This window comes from Paenibacillus glucanolyticus NBRC 15330, assembly GCF_004000885.1.
Classification (GTDB): Bacteria; Bacillota; Bacilli; order Paenibacillales; family Paenibacillaceae; genus Paenibacillus_AQ; species Paenibacillus_AQ glucanolyticus.
Genome location: NZ_BIMC01000013.1, coordinates 139,512 through 164,848, shown reverse-complemented (window position 1 = coordinate 164,848; position 25,337 = coordinate 139,512). Strand labels below are relative to the sequence as shown.

Sequence of the window (25,337 nt, the reverse complement as noted above, 5' to 3'; positions counted from 1 at the left end):
TAGGCATGGGGAGTGTCAAGAGGACATTAATGGAATTATGATTTTGAAAGAATAACTCAGGTGGAATGTTTGATAAATCAAGAATTTCTTTAAAGAATCAAAGGACCTCATAGCATACTAAGAGGTCCTTTGATTTGTTTTGTAAAGATTGAGAGCATCTACTTCGTTAATCTCTTCTTCACGTATGCATCTAACAAAGTGCTCCGCAATAATCGGGTCGAATTGAGAACCTTTGTTATCTTCAATGATTTGAATAGCTTCTTCAGGTGGCATAGCCTTTCTATAAGTTCGTGTAGTAGTCATAGCATCGTAAGCATCGCAAATAGCTACAATTCTTGCTTCAATGGGGATGTCTGTTCTAAAAAGTCCCTTGGGGTAGCCAGTTCCATCAAATCTTTCATGATGATATAACACAATGTTGGGTATGCAGGTATCATCAAAAATTTCTAATTGAGAGACAACTTGATATCCCTTTTCTGGGTGTGCCTTCACGATGTCGAACTCTTCTGCTGTTAATCGACCTGGCTTTTTTAATATATCATCAGGTACATAAACTTTACCTAGGTCGTGGAGTTTGCATCCAATATAAATATCTCTACAAACATCATCAGGGAGCTGCATACTCTTAGCTACGGAATATGCATAGCCAGCAACATTTGATGAGTGCTTACTTGTATAACTGTCACGCAGCTCAACCATTGTTACGAGAGCATTAACTGCAGATTTTGCTAATTGTGTATTTGTATATTTGCTTGATTTCACTAAATTAAGCGATCGCTTGTTGAGGATGAGTCTGGTTATATAAAGGGATACCAAAGAATAGCCAGTTAAAAGTAACAAAATTTCAAAAAAATTTAAATTAAAATCTCCTATGAGTATACCTATAATTAATAAAACAAACAGAATTAAGTGTAGTACATACACCTCACGATTATTAAGAACCAAGTGCCGCATCATCTCCTTAATAGAAAAGAGCACCACGAATCAAGTCCTCTCGGACGGATTCGTGGTGCTCCCACTCAATGTTCACATGTAGTTTTCTGCCTTTCATTATATCAAGAAATATTGAGAATGATAATACCTGCCAAAAGACCTAGAGATTTTTATTGACATTACTATGGTCATAGGGTAATTTATAAATATACAAAGCCAGTCACCATTTCAAACCAAATTTAGAGCTATAATTAAATACATGTTTTAACATTGAGGAAGCACCTCTTACGCAAGAGAAAAACTTGCATAAGGGGTGCTTTTTGCGTTTTTTCGGTACTAAGAATGCAGAATAAATAGCTTATGCAAATGAGATAAATGGTGACAGTATCCGACCGTTAAGCGAAGGCAGTTTAAAAATCAAAGAAGTGAGGTTTGATTGTAAAATGACTAATCAAGTGAAAATCAGACAAATTGAAATGAACATAATAAATGTCCTGGAAACTGGCATTGAAAACACGGCCGATATTGCTTCTACCCTAAATCTTACATATTCTGCTGTACATTCTGTTTTAAACCGAATGGTTATGTACTACATCGTGCAGCGAAAAGGCAACGGACTATATGGTCCTATGAAGGGGGATTTCATTGTTGCCTCGGATGCTGAAGTTATTGCGTACAGACGAAAAAAGAAGGATCGTTTAGATCAGAAGGAGACTAGCTCAATTATGAATTTACCGGATGAAATTGTTGATTTTGTTAGACTACAATATCGCAGTAATGTAGAACGAAGCGTTATACTTCAACGCTTAAGAAATAATGGAATCGATCTTAGCAAATTTATGCTTAACCAGATTATTTACACCCACGGCATCGATCGTGCCTATTCTCAACGAAACCGAGCTGCTGAATCCGAATTGTTATCAGTATAAAATGGGGGGTTCGGTATGTTTGATAAATTGGTGATTCTCCTTTTGCTTTTTGTTGGATTGGTATATCTCTCTAACACAAGAAGCATGAAGGTTGTTACTCTTCAGATGATCTCATCCGGAGAAAAAAAAGTGGATGATATAGATAAAGAATCAAAAACCATTCAAAGCCAAATAAGATGGCTTACAAATGGAATGGTAGCACTGTGTTTCGTACTTCTTTTGGTAGGAGTGGTCACTCTAAGTGATTTTGGGAGATTGCTGTTTCAATAAAGCTGATTCATTAGAAAATTCATAAATGAACTCTATAATTAATTTATCCACTGAAAAAAACCATCCCCTTAACGGGATGGTTTTTCTTTCTTCTAACCACCCTCAACATAGATTGTAGTATTGAAAATTTATCTGTCTCTTTTTCTCGAAAATCTATTCCTCTGATACAATTATGAATAAGAAATGATCCTATTTTGGAGGGACCATGAAACCTAACATTACACATGAACAAGTACTTAGAATTCTTTCTGGAGATCAAGTGGCCTTCACTGCTTTCTATGAAGAAAATAGGGATATGTTATATTACCAGGCATATCGATTTTTAAAGCATCGAGAAGATGCGGAGGACGTTGTCCAGGAAGCCTATATTCGAATATATCTCAACCTACATACTTATAATTTTTCTTGTAGAATAAACACCTGGATGAAACGTATTGTAAAGAATCTTTGCATTGATCGTGTGCGTCGAAATAAATCGAAGCCTCATTATTCCATAGATGAACAAAATAGTGAGGGGTCAAACTTCATTCTTGAGACGCTTTCCGATGGTGAAAAAACACCTGATCAACAAGTTGTAGATAATGAAGAAAGCAAAAGGGTTCTTCATTTAGTGAAAACGATGCCTGATCAGTATAAAAACGTGTTTTTATTACGGTTTTTCTCGGATTATTCTCTGATAGAAATTGCAGATAATCTTTCAATGGAAGTGAATACGGTGAAGTCGAGAATTTTCCGAGGAAGAGCATACTTACGGAGAAAGTATAGAGTAAGTTAGATCCATCATTTTGAAAATTGTACTATACGATTATTTTCTAAAGGAGGGAAAATTAGTGCAAGATATTACTGATAACAAGCTCTTTGTCTACATGAGCACGATTAAATCCGGTCTCCAATTACAGCGATTTAATACTGTTCCGGAAAAACGTACGCAGATCGAAGTAGAACAATTTCTTCAAACTGAAGGATATACGTATGAAAGAGAAAAACGATTATCTGAGCGAGATATACCTGATTTCTTTATCCATAGCTCTTTTGGTAATGTTGTATTGGAAGTAAAAACAAGATACGCAAAAAAAGCGACTTATAGACAATTAGAGAGATACTCCAAGTATGATGAAGTGAACGGGTTAATCCTTTTAACTGGGACAAGCATGTGCCTTCCATTATCAATAAATAATAAACCGTCATTAAAAGCTTCATTAGGGGTTGGGTGGTTATGAGCAAGACATACGGAAATCTTGCATTAGTCCAAAATGAATGGGAGATGACATCACTTCCACCACATGTGGCAATCAGATTGAAACAACTTTTCCCACGGATATCTAAATCACAAACGAGTCGTTTCACATTTCCGCATGATCATAGTCACTGTGCTGACTTATCGTGGTTTATCACACGATACCCCATGGTAATGACGGATGATGACAGAGTAGCTCTTAACAACGGACGAGTAAAATTTGAAACCAATCAGGCAGTCATGGAAGCGATTCTTAAACCGGATTACCAGCCACCAACGCGTATGGGTTTAAAAGATGGGCAAGTTATTAGACATTATCAATCCCAAGCCATTGAGTTGTGTCTTGCTAGAGGTTCTCTTCTCTTGGGAGATGACCCTAGCTTAGGGAAAACATACGTAAGTGCAGGCATGCTACTCGATCCACGAACATTGCCGGCAGCGGTTGTGGCCCAAACACATCTTCAAGAACAATGGAAGAGAAAAATTGAATCATTCACCACTCTGAAGGTCCACAAAATAAAGGGGACCCGACCCTATGATTTACCTGAGGCAGATGTATATCTATTTAAATATAGTCAATTACTCGGCTGGATTGATACTTTTCATGATGGTTTTTTTAAAACTGTGGTATTTGATGAAATCCAAGAATTAAGAACTGGTGTGAAAAGTGGAAAAGGAACAGCAGCAAAAATTCTGGCCGATGCTGCCGTGTATCGTCTTGGTCTTAGCGCTACCCCAATCTATAATTATGGATCTGAGATTTGGAATGTGATGGAATATATACAGAGTGGTATATTAGGCACATATCCGGAGTTCTTGAGAGAATGGTGCGTTGATGACAAACAAGTAAAAGATCCAGATGCATTAGGTACTTATTTAAGAGAACAAAATGTAATGCTAAGACGAACTAAGAAGGATGTTGGTCTTCAAATACCTTCAGTCAATACCATTGTTGAAGAGGTAGAACCTAATAGCGACACATTGAAATCAATTGAGGATCTTGCTCGACAACTCGCCTTAAAAACAACAATCGGCTCCTTTATGGAAAGGGGACGTGCAGGTCTTGAACTGGACTTGTTGATGCGTCATGCAACTGGGGTTTCAAAAGCACTTAACGTTGCACGATATGCAAAAATATTGCTAGATGCTGACATTCCCGTACTCTTAGTGGGATGGCACCGAGATGTGTATGATATTTGGTTAAAAGAACTTAATGAATATAAACCCGCCATGTACACAGGGAGCGAAAAGGATAAGCAAAAAGATGAGTCAGCACGTCGCTTTATGGAAGGAGAGAGTAATCTTTTGATACTTTCACTTCGTAGTGGAGCGGGGTTGGACGGCCTGCAACATCGATGTTCCACGATTCTTATAGGTGAACTGGATTGGTCTCCCAAGGTCATTGAACAAATAGTTGGTCGTCTTGAGCGGGAGGGGCAGAAAGAACAAATTACGGTTGTATATCTTAATACATATGAAGGATCGGACCCACCTATGGTAGAAGTATTAGGGATTAAAGCTTCCCAATCAAACGGAATTATTGATCCTGGTCGTCAATTTGAGGCTAAACGATCGGATAAAAGTCGAATACAGGCATTGGCCAGCCAATATTTAAATAACTTGAAACATCGAGAACTAATCACATCATAATCAATAATCGTACTCCTGGATACCTGTGTATTGATGGGCTAAATGGGGAAACCATAGATAAGGAAAGTTGGTAGAAGATGCAATTACGAACTTGCTGCGAAAAGGTCATGAGTTTAGAGGTTATCAAGGATGATCATGATCCGGAAGATTTGATTTTCTCATTTACATGCAGTACCTGCTTAGATGGCTATTCAGTAGGATGGGATGAATTCTGTGGTGATAAAGTGATCTATACAGAAACTGCACTTAAACGACTAAAAAGGGCAACCGAACAATAAAGCGCGGAGGAGATTACCATGTCATATTTATATGTTCTGGGAGCTATTTTTGGGTTTTATTTTCTTATTGGTTTCATCCTTGGATTCATTTGGTTCGCAATTGCAAAAGTATTAGAATTCGACAATCGAAATCCTTACTGGAACCTCATTCTAAACACCGTCATGGGTTTTCTCTACTTTCAAATTGTTGTGTGTATTTTCTGGCTTCCTGCTTTGGTTCCGTTGTTACGAAAGTGGAAAAATCAAATCAATCATCATAAAGAGAAAATACCTGATAATCCACGAGCATCATGGAAACATATTCTTTTAAGGCCTATACATTCTTTAAAGGAAATTTTTTTAAATTGGTATTATATTCAGTGACTCATTTTTAAAGAGGAGCGTGTTTCATGAGTGAAAAACAAAGGAAACGAAATGGTTTGAAAAACCAACAAGAAAAACCGTTACTGATTTTTGAGACAATATATTCGGCTAATGTAATTCAATGAATAAGGAGCGTGCATTAGAATGAGGAAGCAGCAAGAGCGTGTTAACGACATGCTGGCCATGATGTTAGAAGCCGGAGTGATTGAAGATCACAGTCGGGAATTAACCAGGGATCTACTAACGGTGCTTTATCAAAAAGCCTTTCAAGATGGAACCTTAAATGGGTTGTTCGGGGAGTAACATTATGAATAGAACGGTGTATTGGGATGAGCGGTATTAAGAAAGTGCTAGAAGCGAGAATAAAGGAACTGGCCGCTGGCATTAAAGACGTAAAGTGCCCCTGCTGCGGTGAAACGACAAACACCGGATCGGAAATAAATGACCCCACTCGGGGAATCGTCATTTGTGAAGTAAACGGCTGTCAATTTTACATCATTGAATACACGGACGGAACAAATATTCGATAGCAGAACCAGAATTCTGAGGGGAGTAGGTAGATATGATAGATGATTTTTTGAAAAATGACACTTTTATGTGGTGCGTGGCATGTATTGTATTTTTGCTTTTGGGTTTAACGATTGGTCGGTTCTTGTACAAAGGTAAATAGAGTTGATCAGTGTCAATGAACTGGACATGATGCAAATTGTTGTTTAGTGAAGTTTTAGAAGAAGCACAAATTAAGCCGTAATTTATAACAACAGATGTAGAATAAATAAAATGACACCTATCAATACAGTAACTTTGGTCTTGATCGCCGCTAAAGTAGGCGTTTCGATAGGGGCAGTGTTAGCCTCAATAAAAAAGAGAAACTCAGGAGAAACCAGCCAGGCAATAATATCCTTTCTCTTTCCTGTAGCCTTTTGTATAGCTGGATCACTTATACTGGACGGAATATTTGGATTGAAATTTCTGGGTGATTGAGGCAGGATCGTCTTTCACGAGCTGCGGTGGAGTCCATCATCTGGGACTTAGACGTTCCTAATATGAAATTAAAAAAAAGGAGTTTGAGTATGATGGGTACAATAGTATTAGAAAGAGAACGTTCCTTATTAATGGGAACGTTCTTTTGTTTTATGTATAACCTTATTGCTATACCAACTACATAAAGGTATACCTCATACCTGAGTTGGTAACAATATGAATAGTTTTGTGTGTTTTACCACCAGTGATTTATCTGTATTAGAAAGAAGTCGAAAGGAGCAATACAACGTGAGTGTAGAAGCAATCAAAAGACATAGGCAAAGAGATTGGAGTAACCAAGAAGACTCCATCCTAACAGAAATTGTTTTGGATCATATGAGGCTTGGTGAAACTCAATTAAAAGCGTTTCAAAGAGCCTCTGAGGAGCTGGAGGGAAGAACCCCTGGAGCTTGTGGCTTTAGATGGAACTCCGAATTGAGAAAGAAAACTAAGGAACTGATTGAAGCGGCAAAAGAACACAAAAAGAAGTTATCGCTAACTAAAACGACGAGGTCCATAGAGACAGAAGTTGAAAATAAACAACAAAGGATTGGTAAACAACGGGGCGTTAGAAATAGAGCGAAATTTGAGCTCCTCGAACAATTGCTGAGTCCGGAGCGAGTGAATGAACTAAGTGAGTATATTAAAGCGCTGAGTTCAAACCTTGGTCTATTTCAAACCATACGTGAAGCACTTGAGAAGAAGGATAGAGAAATTCATAACTTGAAAGAAACGAATGCTTCTCTACAAGAACAAATCAAACGGCTTGAATATTTAGAAGAAAACTGGCGAGAATTCTCTACATTTGCCGAACGTTTCAAGAAAAATGGGTAGCCATTCACTTCTTGGCATAGAAGTGTTATGATTAACTCATAACTCGACTATAATGATTTTGCTCTGCGCCACGCGGCATCGGAGATTCTATTTAGAACACACTAGCAGTGAACAATCTGATCTTAGATCAGACATATCCCAATTGGGATTTGTTCATTTCTGGTGTGTTTTTTTATGGACCTGTCGTGAATGCATTGAGTGAAGCATTTTAGTCTATTTTTTGACTAAATTTCAGTGATCTGGAGGGATACTCATGAAAGAACGAATTGTCACACTTAAAAAGGCAGAGGTATTAAAACAACAGTATGCACATTATGGTTTGTCCGATTTAATTGCTGAAGCTAAATTTACTGTTTCCCCTGAGGATACTGTTCATGATTTAAGAAAGAAATGCGAATCGGCAATCAGAAGAAAAGTAAAGGCCATGTTTTTTGCGAAAAATCTTGAAGATAAACTGAGCTTTCTCCAAGATATTTCGTTCGGCCCTTACAAGGTTGAGGTAGAAATTATGAAGGAATTTGCTAATGAGAAGGAAAATTCTATTTTGAGGCTCCTCTGCAGCGCTGCTAAGATTAATAAAGTTCCCCAACAATATGAACCGTCATTACCAGTGGCTTTAAAACTCAATCAAACGGATATCGCGTACACATTCTTGAATAAAGAATTACCTGAAAAGTACCATTTAAGAAAGTATGGATTGAAAGAAAACTTGAACCGAATCGGTTACTTTCTATTTGCAGACTGCTTACGATTAATATCTAAAATTATTTTTTTAAATACTTTGTGTGAATTTTCGATTAAGCAAAAAGATTACATTAGGTATAAAATAGCCGAGTACTACTCAACTGAATCGGTTAGTAGGGGAAAGGTTGTTCGTCCGGGTGATGATCTATTTGCGGTAGAGGTAAAAGATGAAATCGAAAAATACAATCTTCCTTATGTTGATGGAGAAGAAACAGAAATAAGCAATTATTATTCCTATGAAGAGTTCTCTTTAGCAAGGAATGATGATGGCGTTCCTTATATTATGGAAACCGCACAAGGTAAGAAGATAATAATTCCTCGCCTTATTAGTACAATGAACTATGTCCAGGAAAAGACTAAACGCATGATTGATGAACATTCCACTTATGCAAAGTCCTTTCAAGACAAGAAACATATCAATCAAAAAGTTAAGGCAGTCATGAAAAGCAATAAATTTTTGACTCGTTATGGAACAGTGGAACTTGATAACGATGTGGATCTCATTAGATTCCATGCATTGGAAAAAGAATTTGAAGAAATCAAAAAGAAAGTCTATATACCACTTGCAAAGGATTATAGTTTCCGTATCCGAAAATTGGGAAAACATCGAGCTGCAGGCTTACATTATGCATTTTATCGAGCTACCATAATCGATATCGAACATCCAAGCTCTTTTATGCATGAACTTGGTCATCAGATAGACCATACCATGAATGAAAAATGTATGTTGAGTGAGGAAATGTCTTTTGTGCGACTTATTCAATTATACGAGCAAATCGTTGACCAAAATATTTCGAGATTACCAGCAGACGATCCATTTGTAGAGAGATGGAGAGGTACAACAAAATATAATCGGAATTACTATCTTCAACCTACCGAGATTTTTGCACGTTCTTTCGAATTATACCTCGCAAAATGCAAAAGGATTGAATCCTCCTTTCTTAAGCAAGATTACGACCAACCAATTTATCCTTCTGACCGAGAATATCTGAATGAACTTAGATCTTATTTTGATAATCTGTTCTCAAAATGTGAACCCATTCGTGAAGAGAAGAGGAGTTTTTCTTTTCATATTTCACAGTCTGATGTAACTGCACCAGAGACTGAAGTCCAGAGTTATTTACATGCTCAGAATGGACAATTGCTCTTGTTTTGATGATTTTCATCTTATTATACTGAGCATTATTTCCGATAATAAGGTGTACACAATGAATGGAGAGGATTAAATACAATGAGCCAATTTATCATATTGGTTTTTTTTCTAGTTTCTGCTTCGTTAATATCCTGTTTTCGAATCATTTCGACCTTCTTTCATGAAGTGGGTCATTATTTAATTCTGAAATTAGTTTATAGGGAAAGCCGTGCTGGAATCGTATTAGGTGATATCAATGGCTCTAGAGAAAAATCATTTAAAGTCTGTGGTATCCCAGTTATTAAATATTCAAGACCGGCTAAAAAATTGCGTCAAACAAGAGGTCTCGCATATCCTTGGAACCATGTTTACTTTGGGTCAAGAAAATGGAAACTTCTCTTGTTTGCAATTGCTGGACCAGCAGCTGAAGGTATGGTAGGAATAGTATTTATGATTATGGGTATATGGCTAGCACTCTTTGAGCAAAATCACCATTACGTAACTCTTTTAATATCGTTTTTAGTTCTGAGTACTAATATGATGACGCTTTTCTTCCCATGCATAAAACTTTGGGAAGGAAAGCGCAAAGAAGCCATGGAAATTCGAAATAAGGATGTACAGGCTTTAACGAATACGACTTTCGGATTTACCGATGGAAGGCTTATATGGTCACATAGTCGTCTGCTTTTTTGGATCTATACGGCCATCGCATTTTTATCATATTTAGTGGCTTGTTCTCTTGTTATATATTCGGTTATAACGGTTATCTCTACGACCAGATAGAGTATCAATCAATGTAGCGATACATTAGTTCCGTTACTGAGAATGAGAAAGCCTAACCACAAAAAAGTCCGGATAAACTCAATATGAGTTTATCCGGACTTTTTGTTTTCAACTGAGAGCACAGTTTCTCGAATTCTTCTCATCTCTTTATAATTAGTTATAGGGCGGTTGTATCCTTTGATATCGTTCGGAAACATTTGAGTCACTTACAAGTAGATTATCTTCAAATCTCGGAGTATTGTAATAACACATTTAACATGGGTTAGGTGAGCCATCAGTAATTAATCAGTCTATTAATGATCATCGCGGCCAGTATATGAAAATTAATATCGATGTGTTTTTCTATACGAGATCCAGAAGTCGATCATAAATTAAAATGTGATATGCAATCACTGCTTTGATCGTTGTAATTATTATTGGCATTAATGCAATTGTCAGAGTAATAATCAAATGAATAGGAGAGAGTATTATGGATCAATTATTACTTGTTGAAATGTACGACACTTGCTTAGAAGTGTCCATTCGTGCAGGTAAGCACAATGAGATTCTTGAAGAAGTCGAGCAGTATGCGATCGTAACTGAGAAACATTCACTTAAAGTAACTCCAATTAATGAAGTGGACGGGTACAAGATCATTGTCATAAATAAAAATGGAAATAAATCTGGAAGCTACCTTCAATACTTTGAAGAAAAGTTACAAAAAAATAAGATTAATCCGGAATACGATCCTAGAGACTTATTATTATATTTACTGACCAAAATCACTTCAAATGAGCATCATGATGATGAGACGGTAGGCAGAATGGCGAAAGATCTAGTAAAAGCATATAAAACTGTGGAAATTGAATAGAACATGACTTTTCAGTGAATAGAGGTGTACGGTATAATGAACGACAATTTTAGTATCTGTAAGGGTTACTTTAGTTCTTTCGGGCTGATGTTAATCTCCATTATTATTGTCAGCTACTTCCCTGGCAAAATCCAAGATGATGGATTTGGTTATCTTATAGGTTTTTTGGTAGCTGGAATTCTTTTTTTGAGTTCAATCGGGTTCCTATTGACACTCATCATGATAATTTTTGTGCATAAAAAAACTTAAAATCAACTAAATGAATAGGGAGAATACATATTTACACATCTGGAAGTCTGGCGACGGATCAGGGTTATCTTTAGAAATCGGTAAATGCACAGAATGAACATCATTTGAATAATAGGTTGTAAAGGAGAATTTAATTGGAGACTCATTTATGTGATCTTTGCAGTGCCCTTATGAGGGAAGGCGATTATGGCGAAGCTAGAAGGATATGTACTAATGATGCTTGTGAAAAACGCGATCCTTTCTGGCCAAATAAGCGATTGCAGCAAAAGCTGAAGCCATTGAACGATGAAATAGATAGAGTATCTGTATTTTCGGAAGGTCAGATTGAAATGAATACAGCACGTTGGGTTGGTGATGGTTCTTTTACAGTAATGTTTAATGACGGAAGAAATGTTGAATGTTATGTTGATGGAAGTAACGTATTTCCGGATCAACCTGAAATAAATCAAGAGATTCGAGATAAATTCCAAAAATTAATCGTATTACGTAAAAAACTATTTGCTAAAGTTGACGAGTAACCTATTGAATGGGAGCGAGTATCAGGATGTCTGAATATAGCCAGCAAATGTATAGGATTCAACCGAAGGAAAATGTTAAATTTGTAGAATTTTATAAAAATCCCGTTAATGTCGAGGATCAAGAGTATTGGTTCAGGGATTTTATAAATAGCGATAAATACAAAATTCACGAAGTAATAGTTTTTAAGGGAAAAGAATCGTGGGATATTACTTATCATGTGTGGTACGAATCCAAAATGAATAGGGAGCGTACATAAATGTTTGAAGCAATAGCTGCTGTTCTGTTGATCCTAATTATTTCAATCTCAATAACAACTCATCTTGTTGTCACCAATGATATTATAAAGGACGCCTTGTATAAAACTGCTTAATGAACAGAGAGGATGTATATAATGGAAACTTCGGTTGTTCTTAAAGTTGATATTCAAGTAGATCCTAATGCTGTAAATCCATTTGAGGTAATAGTTGTTGCAGAAACAAGAGATTGTGCCTTTCGAGAGAGAATGGAGAATTTAAACTGCAGACTGTATTTTGAAGAACGTTCTTTACCATCTATGTTAATAAGGAGACGAGTTTTTAAATTTATGTTTACAGACATTGTATCCATTAGTCGTCTCCCGAATGCTTCTCCAAATCGAATATTCAGCAACTTTCAAATATTCGAAGGACTATTCAAAAATGAATTTGATAACGAGCAAGATGCAAAATCATTTGCTAATGAAGTGGAATTGTATCTAGCCGATTATTATAAAAGTGAATATGAGCACTATCTCGGTCTTAAAGAAAAGGACACAGCTAATCGCAAATAAGGTATAAAACAGAAAAAATAAAAATGAAGATTTTCAATCATTTATTGTGTGATTTAACCCCTTTTTATACTGGCATTCTCTATTTTGTTGTTTACCAGCTCTACTTCTTTAATCAGCAACAACCGATTTCGCCTTCGCGATGCTGATCATCGAAATAGAACCGCTATTGTCTTATGAAATAAATTGAATAGGGAGAGTGCATCCAAATGAATGATAAAATGAATGACTTTGTAGAAAAGTTCGGAGGAAAAATAATCGAAATTGACCCTAGCAAGAGTACAGTCTTTAATCCTTTCGAGATATCGGCAAATCCGCAAATAACCATTAAGGATGTTCTAGATGAAAATGGGGAATTAAAGTCTTATGATATCTTGTCAAAAGAAACAAGTTTAACCATGGATCAATATAAAGTAGCCGAAGAGCTTTTAAGTGTATTTAGCAAAAGTGGCGTGTCTATTAAAGCATTTCTAGATGAACTCCAATGAATATCGATTATTCATGATGAGAAGACTATTCTATTTCATTCCAGACAGACAAAACGGAATACAGACCGCGTGCAGGTGGATACTTTAGGAGGCGCTTATATGCAAGAGAAGTTCAAGAAAGTAATCGAAGAATACAGTAAATATTATGTGGTTATTGGCGACGATCAGCTCATTCATAATATTCTTGAAAAATGTAATATCGAAATGGATGATTTGCCGGATCTCGCAATATACCTAGCAGAAGAATTTGAGAGAACAAGCCAAGAAGAAGACATGGATCAAAATGATAAAGTTGAGCAGCTTCAGTACGGAGTAAATTTCATATTTGAAGCGAGAAACGAAGGATACAAAGTATTCTTCAAATCTAAATATATTGAACAAGTAGTTTGAGCACCGTTTGAATATTATGTTGTTTTAAGGGGGGCAATCATTGTTCAACTTTTTCAGGAACAAGAAGATAAGATCGATTTTTCGAAAGTTTCCCAACATAGATGAATCTGAACGAAAGTGGATTCTCTATGATTTAGAAATAAGAATGGAGCGTTTGCAATCAAGCCTACATCTCATTAATTCAATTGAGCGAAAATATACAGAGGACCGTATTTCTCTTATAGCTGATGCAATAGATATTATGATGTCCTGTGATTATAGATACAGCAATTCGAATCATGTGAAAGTTGTCAGAGAGGTATACAAGCCGATTTTGAAATGAAAAACGTCTGAATAAAACTGTTCAAAGGGATAGGAGAATAGTTTGGGATGGGTTAAACATAATTTCATTATTGTAACTCACTATAATTTTAATGAATTAGTAGTAGCACGTGAATTAGCAATGGAACTATTTAACTTGGACGAGTTTCCACGCGAAATAAATCTCGTATCTGAAATTCTTCAAAGCGTAGCTAATAACTATTATTCTTTTTTTTGTGAATTGCGATGGATCTAAGGAAGGTTGGGAAACATCTGATCAGTACGATCAAATCAGATCTGAATTCACTCATTATCTGATTGAGAAGTCTATTGATTATGTGGAAATTTCAATGGATACCGACAACTATCATACAGGAGTGGATAGTGCATCGAGCGGTAGTCTGCTAAAGATTAAGTCATACTATGAACATGAGAACTTTTAATGTTATTTAATGAAGACCTGGTTGTTGTATTCATAAGTAAATACATGTCCATGAAATAAGGAGGGGAGATATTGTCTAGTTTACAACATAGAAAAATAATCAATCATCGAGCAGCGTTTGGCTGGTGTCTTTCATTGGCACTAGCTTTATTTGTGACCTGGAAGGGAACAATCTATTTTAAGGATTTCCTTTACCTCTTCATTGAGGACTCACCATGGGAGATTTTGCATACAGTTTCGTTTATAGGTATAAGTTTGCCTCATATTATTATTTTCTTCGTATCCTTTCTTATTGTTTCTTGGTTAAGGGAATGTATCCAGTTTATGCTCCGAAAAATGTGGCATCCCCTGATTATTGTTTTTTTACAGTTTCCATTAGGAGTTTGCCGGCTCATGGTAGCGTTATTGGTATTCTGGGGGGGAGCAATCATCATCTTCAATATAGTGGTTTTTCTTACAGTCCTAGCCTTTGGCGATTTTACACCACTTTACTCAATGCTATTTGCTATGTTGCTCAGTTTTTTTGTATCATCAAAATTAAATCATTACTTGAGGCGTGTATTCCATTAGGGATGGGGTGAATACATTTGAGAAATCCAGATATAAGTGAGCCGACTTTGTTGTATTGCGAATTGAGTGAGGATGGCCCTATTCTGTTCCTTCCTATCAGTGTCTACACGGTCAAGGTTATTAAGGAAGAAGAGATAGATGGAATTCCTCAAGGATGGACGGAGAAAGATTATATGAGTTTACTAGATGAAGGTGACCGTTTCTTTTCGACAACATAAATGTCTTTTTGGATATAGAAAATCAATCTTATTGAGGGCACTATCCCGGATCAATCTATTGATGAATCTTGTTCTAAATGCAAATTTCAATACTATGTTCTGAAATGAAAACCCAGAGTTCCCATAATAACTTTATAAAAAGAGATGTTTGGACTGGATATAGAATGTTCAATAGTTCGGACGAATATCAATGAAGTAGGTGTTTTGTTAACGCTGAAAAAATGGTATAATTAGGACATTAGATACTTTATCTTTTGCTTCTGCCATGCGGCTATGAAGTACTTAATCTTAGAAAATACGCCTCACCTTTTGATTATCTCTCAATGTCTATTTGACATGAGTTACAAAAGGGAGGCGTTTTTTTATTAAATTCCAAAAAGGATGGTGTTTGACAATGTCTATGAAAACCGATGTTGAATCATTACTGGAGACCATGTCATTTTTACTTGCTCAGCTAGAGAAAGAGCAAAACCAACAGTACATACCAATGCATGACTACCTACGAATCCAAGAATTGGCTGAAGTCCACCTCACAGATCAATCATTTTTCCATGATCAGGAACAACAGCTTGAAATGTTAATTGAAAGAATTCAGAGGACGTTGGAAGATTATCAAACAGATCCTGGCATAGTTGAAGAGGAGAACATTAAGAATGGTGACAAGTAATGAGTTAATAGTACTGACCAAAACAACAGACTATAAGTGCTTAATCAAGGATAGGGTGTATCGATTTTTCAATTCGATGAATGATTCTTTTTTGTATCACTATCGTGGTTATTATTATTCAGAGGATTATCGAGGTAATGCATTGATTTTTTGGAGTCCTGAAACGAATGATTGGGTAGGAGAATGGTCGGAGGATGAGTTTCAGATGGCCATTGATGATAAAGTGGCACAAATGAAATATGAAAAGTGTTTGGAATCTCTTTCTTTTCAAATTGAGGTAGAAGGAGAGAGTTATATTGCTGCTCTTCGCAATTATGAATTAAGCAAAGGGTATTCCCTCATAACAGTTTTACATGAAGCGGGTAAAACGATAAAAGTATTTCAGAATGACTTAAAATGCCGAATAAAATATACTGACATTTCTTCTGAGCTCTAATGTGATAGGTAAAAGAGTTATAAATAATGTATGATATACTGGAATAGGAATTTCTACCAGAGAGTTGAATTTGCAACGTTATAGAATAACTCGTGTAAATTATTCATATTGAGGTGAATGGGATGAAGAAATGCCCTTTCTGCGAGGTGCTTATCGCGGGTTCAAAATGCCATCTTTGCGGACGTGATTTTAAAAAGAAGAACCTTAAAAATGAAACCATATCCCGAATTGCTATTAACGGCTTAAAACCGGGAAACAAGGTAAGACATATAAAACATGAGAAAACAAAATGGTCAAACTTTACGAATGGCTTAATACACGATGTGTCGCGATCTGGAAAAAGTGTAGAGGTCATTTGGTATAATGATGCTGGTCAAAAGATAGCGATGGGGAAATATGACTGTAATGCTGTCGAAAGAATAGATAATCAAGATGAGATTTAAACAATGAGGGGGACGTTATGATGTTGAAACAGGATGATGTACTTATAAATCCAGTGGACTTTGATAACGCTATTTTCTTTGCACTACCAATTGAAGTGTATATGAAAGAAGGAACACACCAGGAAACAGGTGTTATTGAATCTCATACAGAAAATAAGATTACCATCAATGGCGGTTACTATCTTAAAGAAACATGTATTTTCAAAGTAGGATATCTGCCAAATGGAAATAGAAGGTAGGCTGAAATGCGGAGTTCCTGTAATGCAGCAAACTTTTATGACAATCTGGCTGCTGGTTTAATGCCGGTACCGGTTGACAATCCAACGATGGAAGCCATCGTAATAGAGGCCGGTGCAACCTTACAAGCCGAAGATGGTGCATATCGTTGGTACAAACAGAAATCCTATAAACCTTCAACAGATAGCGAACTCGGAAGTATTCTAAATCAGTTAGACTGCTGCAATTTAGAATGTGACGGAATGACTCGGATCATCAGTTATATATTAAACCGATCGGGTGTGAATCATCGTGCCATGGCAGGCTCCATCCGAGATCGTGTAACAAATAAAATTATTCAACCGCATCTTTGGATCGTTATCGAAGATGAAACAAATATTGATTACCGAGCTAAAATGTGGCTTGGAGATCGTGAAGACATTCCTCATGGGGTTTTTGAACCGAGAGAATGGTCTAGAGTCGAATATTGTGGGCAAGCATTAGAAACATCTGAATTGAATGACTCCATAAGCCATATACTGGCTGTAGTGAATGGTGTTCCGATCGATAAAATCGTGGACGACATTAAAGGCCTAAATAAATAGTTATCTTATAAAGAAGCACTCCCTTTTTAACATGGGATTGCTTCTTTATTTTATACGTTCTCCCGCTTCGGCCACGAAATAGAAGGGAGGAGTGCCTCCACCTTTTAGTAATCATGACTTATTAATTTTGGGTACGAGGGAATACTTATATTATGATAAAGTCTGCTGGTTAAGTTAACTTAACTTAAAAGGTTCTTTAATTATTCAATTAATCAACTAGAACTATCTTCATATCACACATAAATAATGTACATTTAACCATTTAGTATGCATATATCGAAGAACACCAACACCTCACTCCACGCACATCCTATCATCACTGTCGATTTCTTCCCCTACCTCTTTTTTCACTCCTCCTTTCTCACGAATAGCAATTACCATTTCCTGCCTGTTGGTTTGTTGGCCCCATTTCAACCCGGTTTTAATTCTTTTAGTAGAACTCTTCTATGTTTTGGGGATACCTCGTCCTGGACCCTGCGCGTGACAAGCCCCCACCCCAACAAATTTATGAGTAACTTGATTCGTATTAAGTTGCAGAGATGAATTCTGCTACTAAATCCGTACGAATAGGACCAGGTAGAAGATCGGGTATAAAGGGGCAGGAAAAGGACGAATCAGAAAAGTCGAAGATGAGGGGCCTAAGTTGTGCGTAGAGTGAGGTGTCTGTGGTGCGTATATGAAGATGGGATTCTCGCATCCAGCTTCATATCGGGGGGGGATAATTGCTTTATACCTGTTGGATGCGAGGTCCGCGGTTCGCGAACCTATTTATCATAGCAGATCATTTATTGTTCGAGAAACAACGTTGGATTTCCCATAGAATACTGCCGGAGGAAGGGCAAAGAAGGGCACTCTCCCCTTCCCTTCTGGTACTCAACTTCTGCATATTTTAAGATGGAGAAAAAGTGGATCGTGAGTTAAGATTAGTGAAAAACATCTACTCAGGCATTAAGATAACCTGGTAGGTGGAGTAGGGGGGTACCTAAATGAGCAAATTGGAGCTTAATAATTTTGAATTACCGTTCATCATCCAGAAGGATTCGGAATATTACACAAAGCTCGAAACAGTGCTTAAACAGTATTTGTCTGAAATCCAGCAGTATGTGGCTCCGGATACATATCAACTTGCAGCGAGGAATACTCAATTTATATTGGAGGCCATCAATTACTATTACGATGCAAATCTTACATACGCAAAAAAAAATATACTTAAGATTTTGGTTTATTGTTCTCATGATCCATTTATTGTTGCTCGGTTAGATGATTCAACAGCTTTTCGGGGATTGACAAGAGTAAATAAGAATATAAATGAATGGAGTGGGGTCGCGACACATCCAATTCGTATGTATCGAGCAAGATTAGGAGTAAACAACTTCAACAAAAGCGGATTTTTACATATACCTTTCAGTAACAGGGGGAACGTATCTACGCAGCGATTCAGTATAGCCGGTGTACCCAGCATGTACTTTGGCTTAACTTCCTATGTTTGCTGGTTGGAATTGCGTAAACCTGCAGACAGTGAGTTTAATGTGGCCGCATTTGACATGCCAAATGACATGAAAGTTTTGAATCTAGCCATTCCTCAAGCGATGTTAAATGGGTACTCGAATTCCGATGAACTCATAAACCCTCTGGGTAGTATGATTGCACTGTTCCCTCTTGTCATTGCCACATCTTTTAGGATCAATGAGGAAAATCGAACATTTCGAAGTGAGTACATTATATCTCAATTAGTGATGCAGTGTCTGGCCGACTTTAACATTGATGGAGTCGCATACAACTCAAATCGAGTTGATAGTCATTCCAGTAATTATCCGTTCTGTATTAACTTGGCGGTACCCATGAAAAATAATCCGGGTAAAGAATACTCTGAATTTGCTGAGAAGATTCGTCTTACCGATCCCATCAATTTTGCAGAATATAAGCATTTAACTAGAAAACCTTTACAATCGACAGGTAACTATAGTTCCTTTGCTAAATTATACGAATTTCATGGGGTAATGTTCATGAACAAAAGAATTCGATATGATCAACTAGACTTCAGTAATTTAGATGATTACTTGTTTAATGAGTCATTTTCAGTGATGTAAGAATAGCAAGGCAAACGGAGCTCACTATTCATAGTGGTTCCGTTTTTTTATCCGTTTCTGGAATTGGTTCTTATCGATTATACTCCTAGTATAGCTGTCTAAATTTCCGGCGTATGAGGTCTGTGCTATAATCAAAATATGGAAGCGCACAAATGTTCTTATACATGCCATTGGACGGAAATACAGTTCAAACAAGTTACATCATGAAAGGAAGATGTATAGATGATTTTTGATGAATTTCCGAAACAAATTCGAATATTAACAACAGCAAACAGTGTCATTTACACGCTTTTAATCGTAGTGTTTATCTGTTTGGGGGCTTACGAAGGTCAATCAGAATTTATCTCCTCGTTCATCCGAGCGTTTGGAATCTTCTGTTTCCTTCCTTTACTGCTAATGGGGGCGCTCAAAAGAGACAGGGCAAAACGTCTTCTTACTCCTCCAAAAGATCATAATACTCCTCCTAAGCTGCCACCTATGATGCCGCCATTACGGACATTGTTATGGATCCTATTGGAAGTGATCGTTACAATATGTCTATATTTAGCTTCCTTTTATTTTCTCACACAAGGAAACTTCTGGCCATTAGCAGTATTCTCGTTATTGATATTTTACGTAATTAATCGCTATCACCGATCAAGATATGAACTGGAATTTGCATATTATGCACTCAAACAAATCTTGGATGAGGTGATAGCGACAAAAGAAAATCAAACTAATAAGGAGTGATCTATATGGATAAACCTTTAACTCCTATAGCACCAAACAAGCTCGGTTTAAGTGCCAAAGATATTATTTACCTTATTGTCTTTAGGGAACTGCAAACGCACTCCAAATACATGCGTGAGCTTTATGATTCTGTTGTAGAAGAGCCCGTTAACTTAAAATCCAAGTCTTATATTTATCAGGCCATCCGAGAAATGGAAGCACAAGGATGGATCAACTGTATTGAAATTAACGGGAAAACCCGGACGATGGCCACTACAGAAGCGGGAGAAAAGAAACGAGAAGAGTTCGCTGCTACTTATCTTAAAACACTCATTCGCTTAAAAGATGCAGCGGACTATTTTGCATACGAAATCACCGGTACTGGAAATAAGAATAAGCCTGTTTGGGATGAAGGTGTTCTCAAACATTTTAATCGCCTCATTAATGTCCGACATCTAGCTCGTTATCTTTTTCTCTCCATATTAAATCAACCCGAGTACTCTGCAGAAACAGCCATCAGCATTTATGAACTTATGAATTATCGTTATGGTTGGCAGTGTGGGGAAGGTTATATTTATGAGCTGGCTCATGAAATGGAAGATGCGAGTAATGGATGGTTAGAAGGAAGATGGAATTCTAATCGTCGGCATAATTATGTATATCGTCTAACAGAACACGGCTCCAATATGATTTCTAAAGAAGGTCAGGCTGCATTAAGTTATATACAAAACCTCCAATTGTACACGCACAATTTACTCCGGCTCTTCCAGCATAATGGGAAGTAACCAAGACACGATACTTCTCATTTTGCTTTACCTATGGTATTCCTTTTCTCACTTTACCTGGTTGGAAGCCCTAATAATTTAGCACAAAAGCTTTCAGGAAAAAGAACAACATTAAAAGAGCGGAGGGAAGATCCCTTCCGCTCTTCATGTCCTCTAAAGCAGGTTTTCTGGGGTGTCCTCTTCGAATCAAATTTCATCACAATTGTATCCTCTTAGTTAATCGTAAGCACCCACATCTAACCGGCATCGGCTACTGTCGCACTGTTTAGCTGCAATGCTTTACTATCGAGGACATCAGAACTAATATTGTCCTTTACAAACTTTGCGACCTCAGAAAAATCCTCAGTGATATTAGTGAATGGGAGTGCCTCAAGAACATCCTGTCGATAATCTCGATTTGCTTTAAGTGACATTCTTGAATCTAGGATGCTTAAGACACCAAAGTCCGTTTCACTTCGGATAAGACGACCTGTACCTTGCCGAAGTCTAATTAGCATATCCGGAATATATACATCTTTCTGAGGGTCTTTAGCTGTCGCTACTTTATACTCGTACACGGGATCAGCAGGAACGGGGAAGGGGAGACGAACAATGATCACTTGTGACAGATCTGGACCCTTAATATTAATACCCTCCCAGAACACCCCTGTTCCAAGTAAGACCCCGTTAGACTGACGAAACTCTTTGATAATCTCATCTTGAGAAGAGCCTTCACTTTGAACAAATAACTTCCAGTCTAGATTTTGTTCTTTTAATTTGTCATATATTACCCTTAGGTCTTCTTTTGCTGTAAACAATACTAATGTACGGCCTTTTGTCAAATTACAGAGCTTAATAAGTTCCTGGCAGGCTGCAGTAAGAAAAGAGTCTTTATTATCTGGCTTATAATATGGGATGTTGTTATTAATATACATTATCGTTTGGTTAGCATAATCAAATGGAGAGAGTTGACGGTCTCCAAACTCTCCCTCGTAACCAATTGATTTTGAAAGATAAGCATATTTTTCTTTTAGTTCTTCTCCACCTTGGCAAAGAGTTGCTGAAGTAAGAGCAACCGGTGTGCTTCCATCAAACAACATTGATCGTAAAAGCTTATTGACCTCTTTCGGACAAATGCTAATGACAGTTTCTCTTTTGGGCTTTGAAGCCCAATATAAATGACTGTCTAGTTGACCACTCAGAATACCATATAGATCGAGCAGGTCGCTGACTGCCTCCAAGGCGTTCTCTTGTTCCCGCTCACGACGAGAAGATTCTAAAAGAGATAAACTAGTGTGGATATCTGACAACTCGTCCATCACTTTTTGGAAAGCAATTCTCTTCAACTTAGGAATTTTTATTCGGTCAGTGTCTTGTGAGGAAAGACCTTTTATAATCAGATCAACCTGTTCAAAAACCTGGGAGAGCGATTTTTTTACTGAAGCAAATTGTGAGTAAAACCCTCGATTTCCAGTCCCTATGATAAGAAGTTGCAAAGCATTATCCAAATCGTTTTCGATCTCTCTTAAGGAAAATTCGATAGTCCTAGCATCACGAACCTTGGCCTCTAGATTATGTGCTTCATCTATGATTATAAGAGCAGGATTAGGTGTTATAAGCCTGCTGTTCCCTGCTTGTTTCTTAAGCAAGTCTTGAATGAGTAGGTCCTGATTCACGATAATAAAGTTCATTTCACCCCGAAGTGACTTTATCTTGGACCTCATGGAGTAGAATGAACACCCTCTTTTGTAATGACACCTCTCTTGCTTACATTTCTTCACGCAGAATTCTGACCACTCAGCATTCGATACCCTTCCTTCGATGTTTGCTCGTTCAGTAATTTCACCTTCCATTATCCCTTTAATAATGTCATGATTGGGATGGTTTTTGGAGGTACTATAGAGATAAGCAACACGGTCAGCACAAGCGTAATGAGTCATCCCCTTACCTACAATAGATCTGACTCCGGAAAATCCTAATTTAGCTGTGATTGTATGGAGATCTTGGTGTATTTGTTCGGAAAGCTGAATAGAAGAGGTCGCAATGACGATGGGGCGGTTCATGAATTGGTTGATATAGAGACTTGGTATTAAATATCCAAACGACTTCCCGATCCCGACACCCGCTTCAATCATTATGTTCTTACTATTTATATATGCATCTACTATATCAAGCGACATAGTCTGTTGCCCTTCACGATCATTCAGACCATACTTATCGTGATGATCATAAATCTTATATATGGCATTGAATAGTTGTTCTTCAACACTCTTCTTTTTCACATGTTGATATGAGTAAACTTCAGAAAGCCAACTAATAAAGACCACCTCATTACATAATTATTCCATCATAATATTATACCACAAATTAAGTACATTTGTTCGTAGGTGATCAAATAAATTTCTATATATGTGTATATTTTTTATTCGAAACACTATATGTAGTGGTCGTTATCGAAAAAAATCTAAAACAGGGCATTACGGGTATGTTCACACAGATAGCAAAAATTCAATAATATAACTCATCTTAAAATCAAAAAAACAATCTCTTTCTCGAAAATTCATTTAACGCTTATTATGGAGATGTAGTGAAGGAAAGGGGACCCACCAATTTGGGTTGACCAGAAGAGCAGACCAAGCGATGAAGGGAGTGTAATGGCATTGAATTTCAAAATCTTTCGAACACCTGGTCTAAAACCTTTTACCGATATTAATCATTCCGAAGTCGCAATATATCGTTTTACTAATTTCATTGTGGATCAACCTCTAATTCAAGTTATATCAGAGAATGAATCATTATCTATAAATGATTATTTGCTATGTAACTTGACGACTAAGTTTACTAAACCAAAAATAGTTGATCAATTACAAGCAAAAGATTCAACGTTTTCTAATCTAGAGCTGTATATAACATATATAAATTCACTCAACTTACCAGATGTCGTTGAAATGAATTATCTTTTGGTGAGAAGAGAGATAGCTGATATGGTTCTCAACGCATTCCGTGAGTTCGGTTTTTTTACCGAAGAAATAGATGAAGAGTCTGCAAGTAAAATAACAGTCTCTGTTTAGAAATTATAAGGAGTATAGATGAAGATTTTGATTAAGTATTTATTAATCATGTTACCCGCTTTTATTATGATTTTTGTATTTGCTTATGCAAATTTCTTTGAGGATTCAAACAAAAATAGCACTTGGGAAGTACTTTTGTTTATTACTCTTTGTCTGGTTAATCTAGTTTGCAATTATTACTTAATTGTACCTAAAAAATTTAAAGAACATTTACGAGCGGTGTTTTTTAATAACGATTAAATACTAATGGACAAATCTCTTGATATCGAAGACATTATAGGGGATATAATTGAAGATACAAAAAAAATCAGACAGCATTTGATGGGTTTACTCGGGATTCTCTAAAGAATTGTTTTCGTGATTCTACTAACAAGGAACGCTATTTCAAACTCTAACTAAGTCATTAGATGTATTAATAATCGTCTTATTGTCTACAATATTTTAACTCCTGGATCTAGCCTTAAGGCTATGTTTATTGAGTGGACTCTTTGCTTCCCTGTTTTATGTTTAGTGTCTTATACGAATAAACGGCGGCATTACTAGCATTCGAAATGCCTTGTAATTCATCGTTGTTTAGAAAAATGAGAGACTCGGAAACCTCTGTTTATGATAACGATCTCTTAGTAAACGAAGTAGAAAGGTGTCACGAGATGGATAGATTAATGCTTATTGAACAAGTAATGCTCAAGTGCACTCAGACAAACCAAGAAGATCCGCCCAACAAAGAAGCCTACATCAACCTGGATATATCAGTTTCAAAAGAAGAGCTACAACGTGGACAAATTCAAAGGGTGCTCAAATTATTTGAAATGGCAGAAAAGAAAAAAAAGAGAGGCCGCAGCTCCATCACCTTAACATTTGACGGAATTGATAGACGAGGACTTATTCAATACAATTCTGTGCGGGATTTCCTGCGACGACTTTTCAAAGCAAAACCTCACGCACTCTATTTATTACATAAGGATAGTAACCTTCAAGCAATCCTGCTCTGTTTGTTAGAAATTGATACCGGTACTTTTGGAAATCTTTTTTCTAAGTGGCAAAAAGGATATGCGGAATTTACATTTTACGGGGCTGATCTGGCTTCTCATATCCAATTGTATCTCGAAAATGCAATTCGATATGCTAATAGAATAAAAGTGGCCTCATCTTCACAAAGGGATTTTATAGTGTATATTCTTGATGCTATCGACTATGAGATTCTCATTGAAGATTCAGAGGTTTTATAAGAAAGAAGGTTGTACGTGTACTAGGTCAAAGCTCGCACATAAGTTTTCAGGGAGCTTTTTCTAACAATATGGGGAAGGTATGTAACTATGCCGTATGTATT

General features: G+C 36.8%; 27 protein-coding genes. 25 read left to right on the top strand and 2 right to left on the bottom strand.

Features of this window, described 5'->3' with window-relative positions; translation table 11 throughout:
• Positions 1-117 precede the first annotated feature (117 nt).
• Complete coding sequence (locus tag PGL02S_RS18950; protein ID WP_164762877.1) at positions 118-945, bottom strand: HD-GYP domain-containing protein; 828 nt, start codon at positions 943-945, stop codon at positions 118-120.
• Positions 946-1,376: 431 nt separating this feature from the next.
• Here PGL02S_RS18950 and PGL02S_RS18945 point away from each other — a divergent pair, with 431 nt between their 5' ends.
• The 23 genes from PGL02S_RS18945 (at position 1,377) to PGL02S_RS18835 (ending at position 20,957) form a co-directional block, all read left to right on the top strand.
• Complete coding sequence (locus tag PGL02S_RS18945; protein ID WP_063477585.1) at positions 1,377-1,862, top strand: hypothetical protein; 486 nt, start codon at positions 1,377-1,379, stop codon at positions 1,860-1,862.
• A gap of 15 nt (positions 1,863-1,877) precedes the next feature.
• A complete protein-coding gene (locus PGL02S_RS18940) occupies positions 1,878-2,132 on the top strand; it encodes a hypothetical protein (RefSeq protein ID WP_063477586.1) in 255 nt (84 codons plus the stop codon).
• A 205-nt stretch (positions 2,133-2,337) separates the two neighbouring features.
• A complete protein-coding gene (locus PGL02S_RS18935; protein ID WP_063477587.1) occupies positions 2,338-2,907 on the top strand; it encodes an RNA polymerase sigma factor in 570 nt (189 codons plus the stop codon).
• Positions 2,908-2,962: 55 nt separating this feature from the next.
• Positions 2,963-3,352 (top strand): hypothetical protein, encoded by a 390-nt coding sequence (locus PGL02S_RS18930; RefSeq protein WP_063477588.1) that lies wholly within the window; start codon positions 2,963-2,965, stop codon positions 3,350-3,352.
• Positions 3,349-5,019 carry an SNF2-related protein gene (locus PGL02S_RS18925; protein ID WP_063477589.1) on the top strand — a complete coding sequence of 557 codons (1,671 nt, stop codon included), beginning with the start codon at positions 3,349-3,351 and terminating at the stop codon, positions 5,017-5,019. Before PGL02S_RS18930 ends, PGL02S_RS18925 begins: the two co-directional genes overlap by 4 nt.
• A gap of 785 nt (positions 5,020-5,804) precedes the next feature.
• Entirely contained in the window at positions 5,805-5,963 is a 159-nt protein-coding gene (locus PGL02S_RS28275; RefSeq protein WP_164762876.1) for a hypothetical protein, read from the top strand.
• Positions 5,964-6,932: 969 nt separating this feature from the next.
• Positions 6,933-7,517 carry a hypothetical protein gene (locus PGL02S_RS18915; protein ID WP_063477591.1) on the top strand — a complete coding sequence of 195 codons (585 nt, stop codon included), beginning with the start codon at positions 6,933-6,935 and terminating at the stop codon, positions 7,515-7,517.
• A 253-nt stretch (positions 7,518-7,770) separates the two neighbouring features.
• Positions 7,771-9,417 carry an LPD1 domain-containing protein gene (locus tag PGL02S_RS18910; protein ID WP_063477592.1) on the top strand — a complete coding sequence of 549 codons (1,647 nt, stop codon included), beginning with the start codon at positions 7,771-7,773 and terminating at the stop codon, positions 9,415-9,417.
• A gap of 75 nt (positions 9,418-9,492) precedes the next feature.
• On the top strand, positions 9,493-10,176 hold the full coding sequence (locus PGL02S_RS18905) for a hypothetical protein (RefSeq protein ID WP_063477593.1): 684 nt from the start codon (positions 9,493-9,495) through the stop codon (positions 10,174-10,176).
• Between the two features lie 469 nt (positions 10,177-10,645).
• Positions 10,646-11,026, top strand: coding sequence for a hypothetical protein (locus tag PGL02S_RS18900; RefSeq protein ID WP_063477594.1), 381 nt, complete (start codon positions 10,646-10,648; stop codon positions 11,024-11,026).
• Between the two features lie 383 nt (positions 11,027-11,409).
• Positions 11,410-11,793 carry a hypothetical protein gene (locus PGL02S_RS18895; protein ID WP_063477596.1) on the top strand — a complete coding sequence of 128 codons (384 nt, stop codon included), beginning with the start codon at positions 11,410-11,412 and terminating at the stop codon, positions 11,791-11,793.
• 392 nt (positions 11,794-12,185) lie between these two features.
• A complete protein-coding gene (locus tag PGL02S_RS18890) occupies positions 12,186-12,602 on the top strand; it encodes a hypothetical protein (protein ID WP_063477598.1) in 417 nt (138 codons plus the stop codon).
• Between the two features lie 206 nt (positions 12,603-12,808).
• A complete protein-coding gene (locus PGL02S_RS18885; RefSeq protein ID WP_063477599.1) occupies positions 12,809-13,087 on the top strand; it encodes a hypothetical protein in 279 nt (92 codons plus the stop codon).
• Positions 13,088-13,186: 99 nt separating this feature from the next.
• The gene (locus tag PGL02S_RS18880) at positions 13,187-13,477 is read left to right on the top strand and encodes a hypothetical protein (RefSeq protein WP_063477600.1); all 291 of its coding nucleotides are present in this window, start codon (positions 13,187-13,189) and stop codon (positions 13,475-13,477) included.
• A 1,329-nt stretch (positions 13,478-14,806) separates the two neighbouring features.
• Positions 14,807-15,007 carry a hypothetical protein gene (locus PGL02S_RS18875; protein ID WP_063477603.1) on the top strand — a complete coding sequence of 67 codons (201 nt, stop codon included), beginning with the start codon at positions 14,807-14,809 and terminating at the stop codon, positions 15,005-15,007.
• Positions 15,008-15,401: 394 nt separating this feature from the next.
• Entirely contained in the window at positions 15,402-15,674 is a 273-nt protein-coding gene (locus PGL02S_RS18870) for a hypothetical protein (protein WP_063477604.1), read from the top strand.
• Positions 15,661-16,110: a hypothetical protein gene (locus PGL02S_RS18865; RefSeq protein WP_063477605.1), complete on the top strand. Its 450-nt coding sequence runs from the start codon at positions 15,661-15,663 to the stop codon at positions 16,108-16,110. Before PGL02S_RS18870 ends, PGL02S_RS18865 begins: the two co-directional genes overlap by 14 nt.
• 146 nt (positions 16,111-16,256) lie before the next feature.
• On the top strand, positions 16,257-16,553 hold the full coding sequence (locus PGL02S_RS18860; RefSeq protein WP_164762875.1) for a hypothetical protein: 297 nt from the start codon (positions 16,257-16,259) through the stop codon (positions 16,551-16,553).
• Positions 16,554-16,573: 20 nt separating this feature from the next.
• The gene (locus tag PGL02S_RS18855; protein WP_063477607.1) at positions 16,574-16,792 is read left to right on the top strand and encodes a hypothetical protein; all 219 of its coding nucleotides are present in this window, start codon (positions 16,574-16,576) and stop codon (positions 16,790-16,792) included.
• A gap of 87 nt (positions 16,793-16,879) precedes the next feature.
• Positions 16,880-17,374: a hypothetical protein gene (locus tag PGL02S_RS18850; RefSeq protein WP_218029250.1), complete on the top strand. Its 495-nt coding sequence runs from the start codon at positions 16,880-16,882 to the stop codon at positions 17,372-17,374.
• Positions 17,375-18,360: 986 nt separating this feature from the next.
• Positions 18,361-19,464 (top strand): RES domain-containing protein, encoded by a 1,104-nt coding sequence (locus PGL02S_RS18845; protein WP_063477609.1) that lies wholly within the window; start codon positions 18,361-18,363, stop codon positions 19,462-19,464.
• Between the two features lie 222 nt (positions 19,465-19,686).
• A complete protein-coding gene (locus tag PGL02S_RS18840; protein WP_063477610.1) occupies positions 19,687-20,193 on the top strand; it encodes a hypothetical protein in 507 nt (168 codons plus the stop codon).
• A gap of 5 nt (positions 20,194-20,198) precedes the next feature.
• On the top strand, positions 20,199-20,957 hold the full coding sequence (locus PGL02S_RS18835; RefSeq protein WP_063477611.1) for a helix-turn-helix transcriptional regulator: 759 nt from the start codon (positions 20,199-20,201) through the stop codon (positions 20,955-20,957).
• A gap of 236 nt (positions 20,958-21,193) precedes the next feature.
• On the opposite strand, the gene PGL02S_RS18830 is transcribed toward PGL02S_RS18835, so the two are convergent.
• Positions 21,194-23,218: an ATP-dependent DNA helicase gene (locus tag PGL02S_RS18830; RefSeq protein WP_231887929.1), complete on the bottom strand. Its 2,025-nt coding sequence runs from the start codon at positions 23,216-23,218 to the stop codon at positions 21,194-21,196.
• A gap of 372 nt (positions 23,219-23,590) precedes the next feature.
• Here PGL02S_RS18830 and PGL02S_RS18825 point away from each other — a divergent pair, with 372 nt between their 5' ends.
• Both PGL02S_RS18825 and PGL02S_RS18820 read left to right on the top strand, forming a co-directional pair.
• Complete coding sequence (locus tag PGL02S_RS18825) at positions 23,591-24,007, top strand: hypothetical protein (protein WP_063477613.1); 417 nt, start codon at positions 23,591-23,593, stop codon at positions 24,005-24,007.
• Positions 24,008-24,657: 650 nt separating this feature from the next.
• On the top strand, positions 24,658-25,236 hold the full coding sequence (locus PGL02S_RS18820) for a hypothetical protein (RefSeq protein ID WP_063477615.1): 579 nt from the start codon (positions 24,658-24,660) through the stop codon (positions 25,234-25,236).
• The last annotated feature ends 101 nt before the right edge of the window (positions 25,237-25,337 follow it).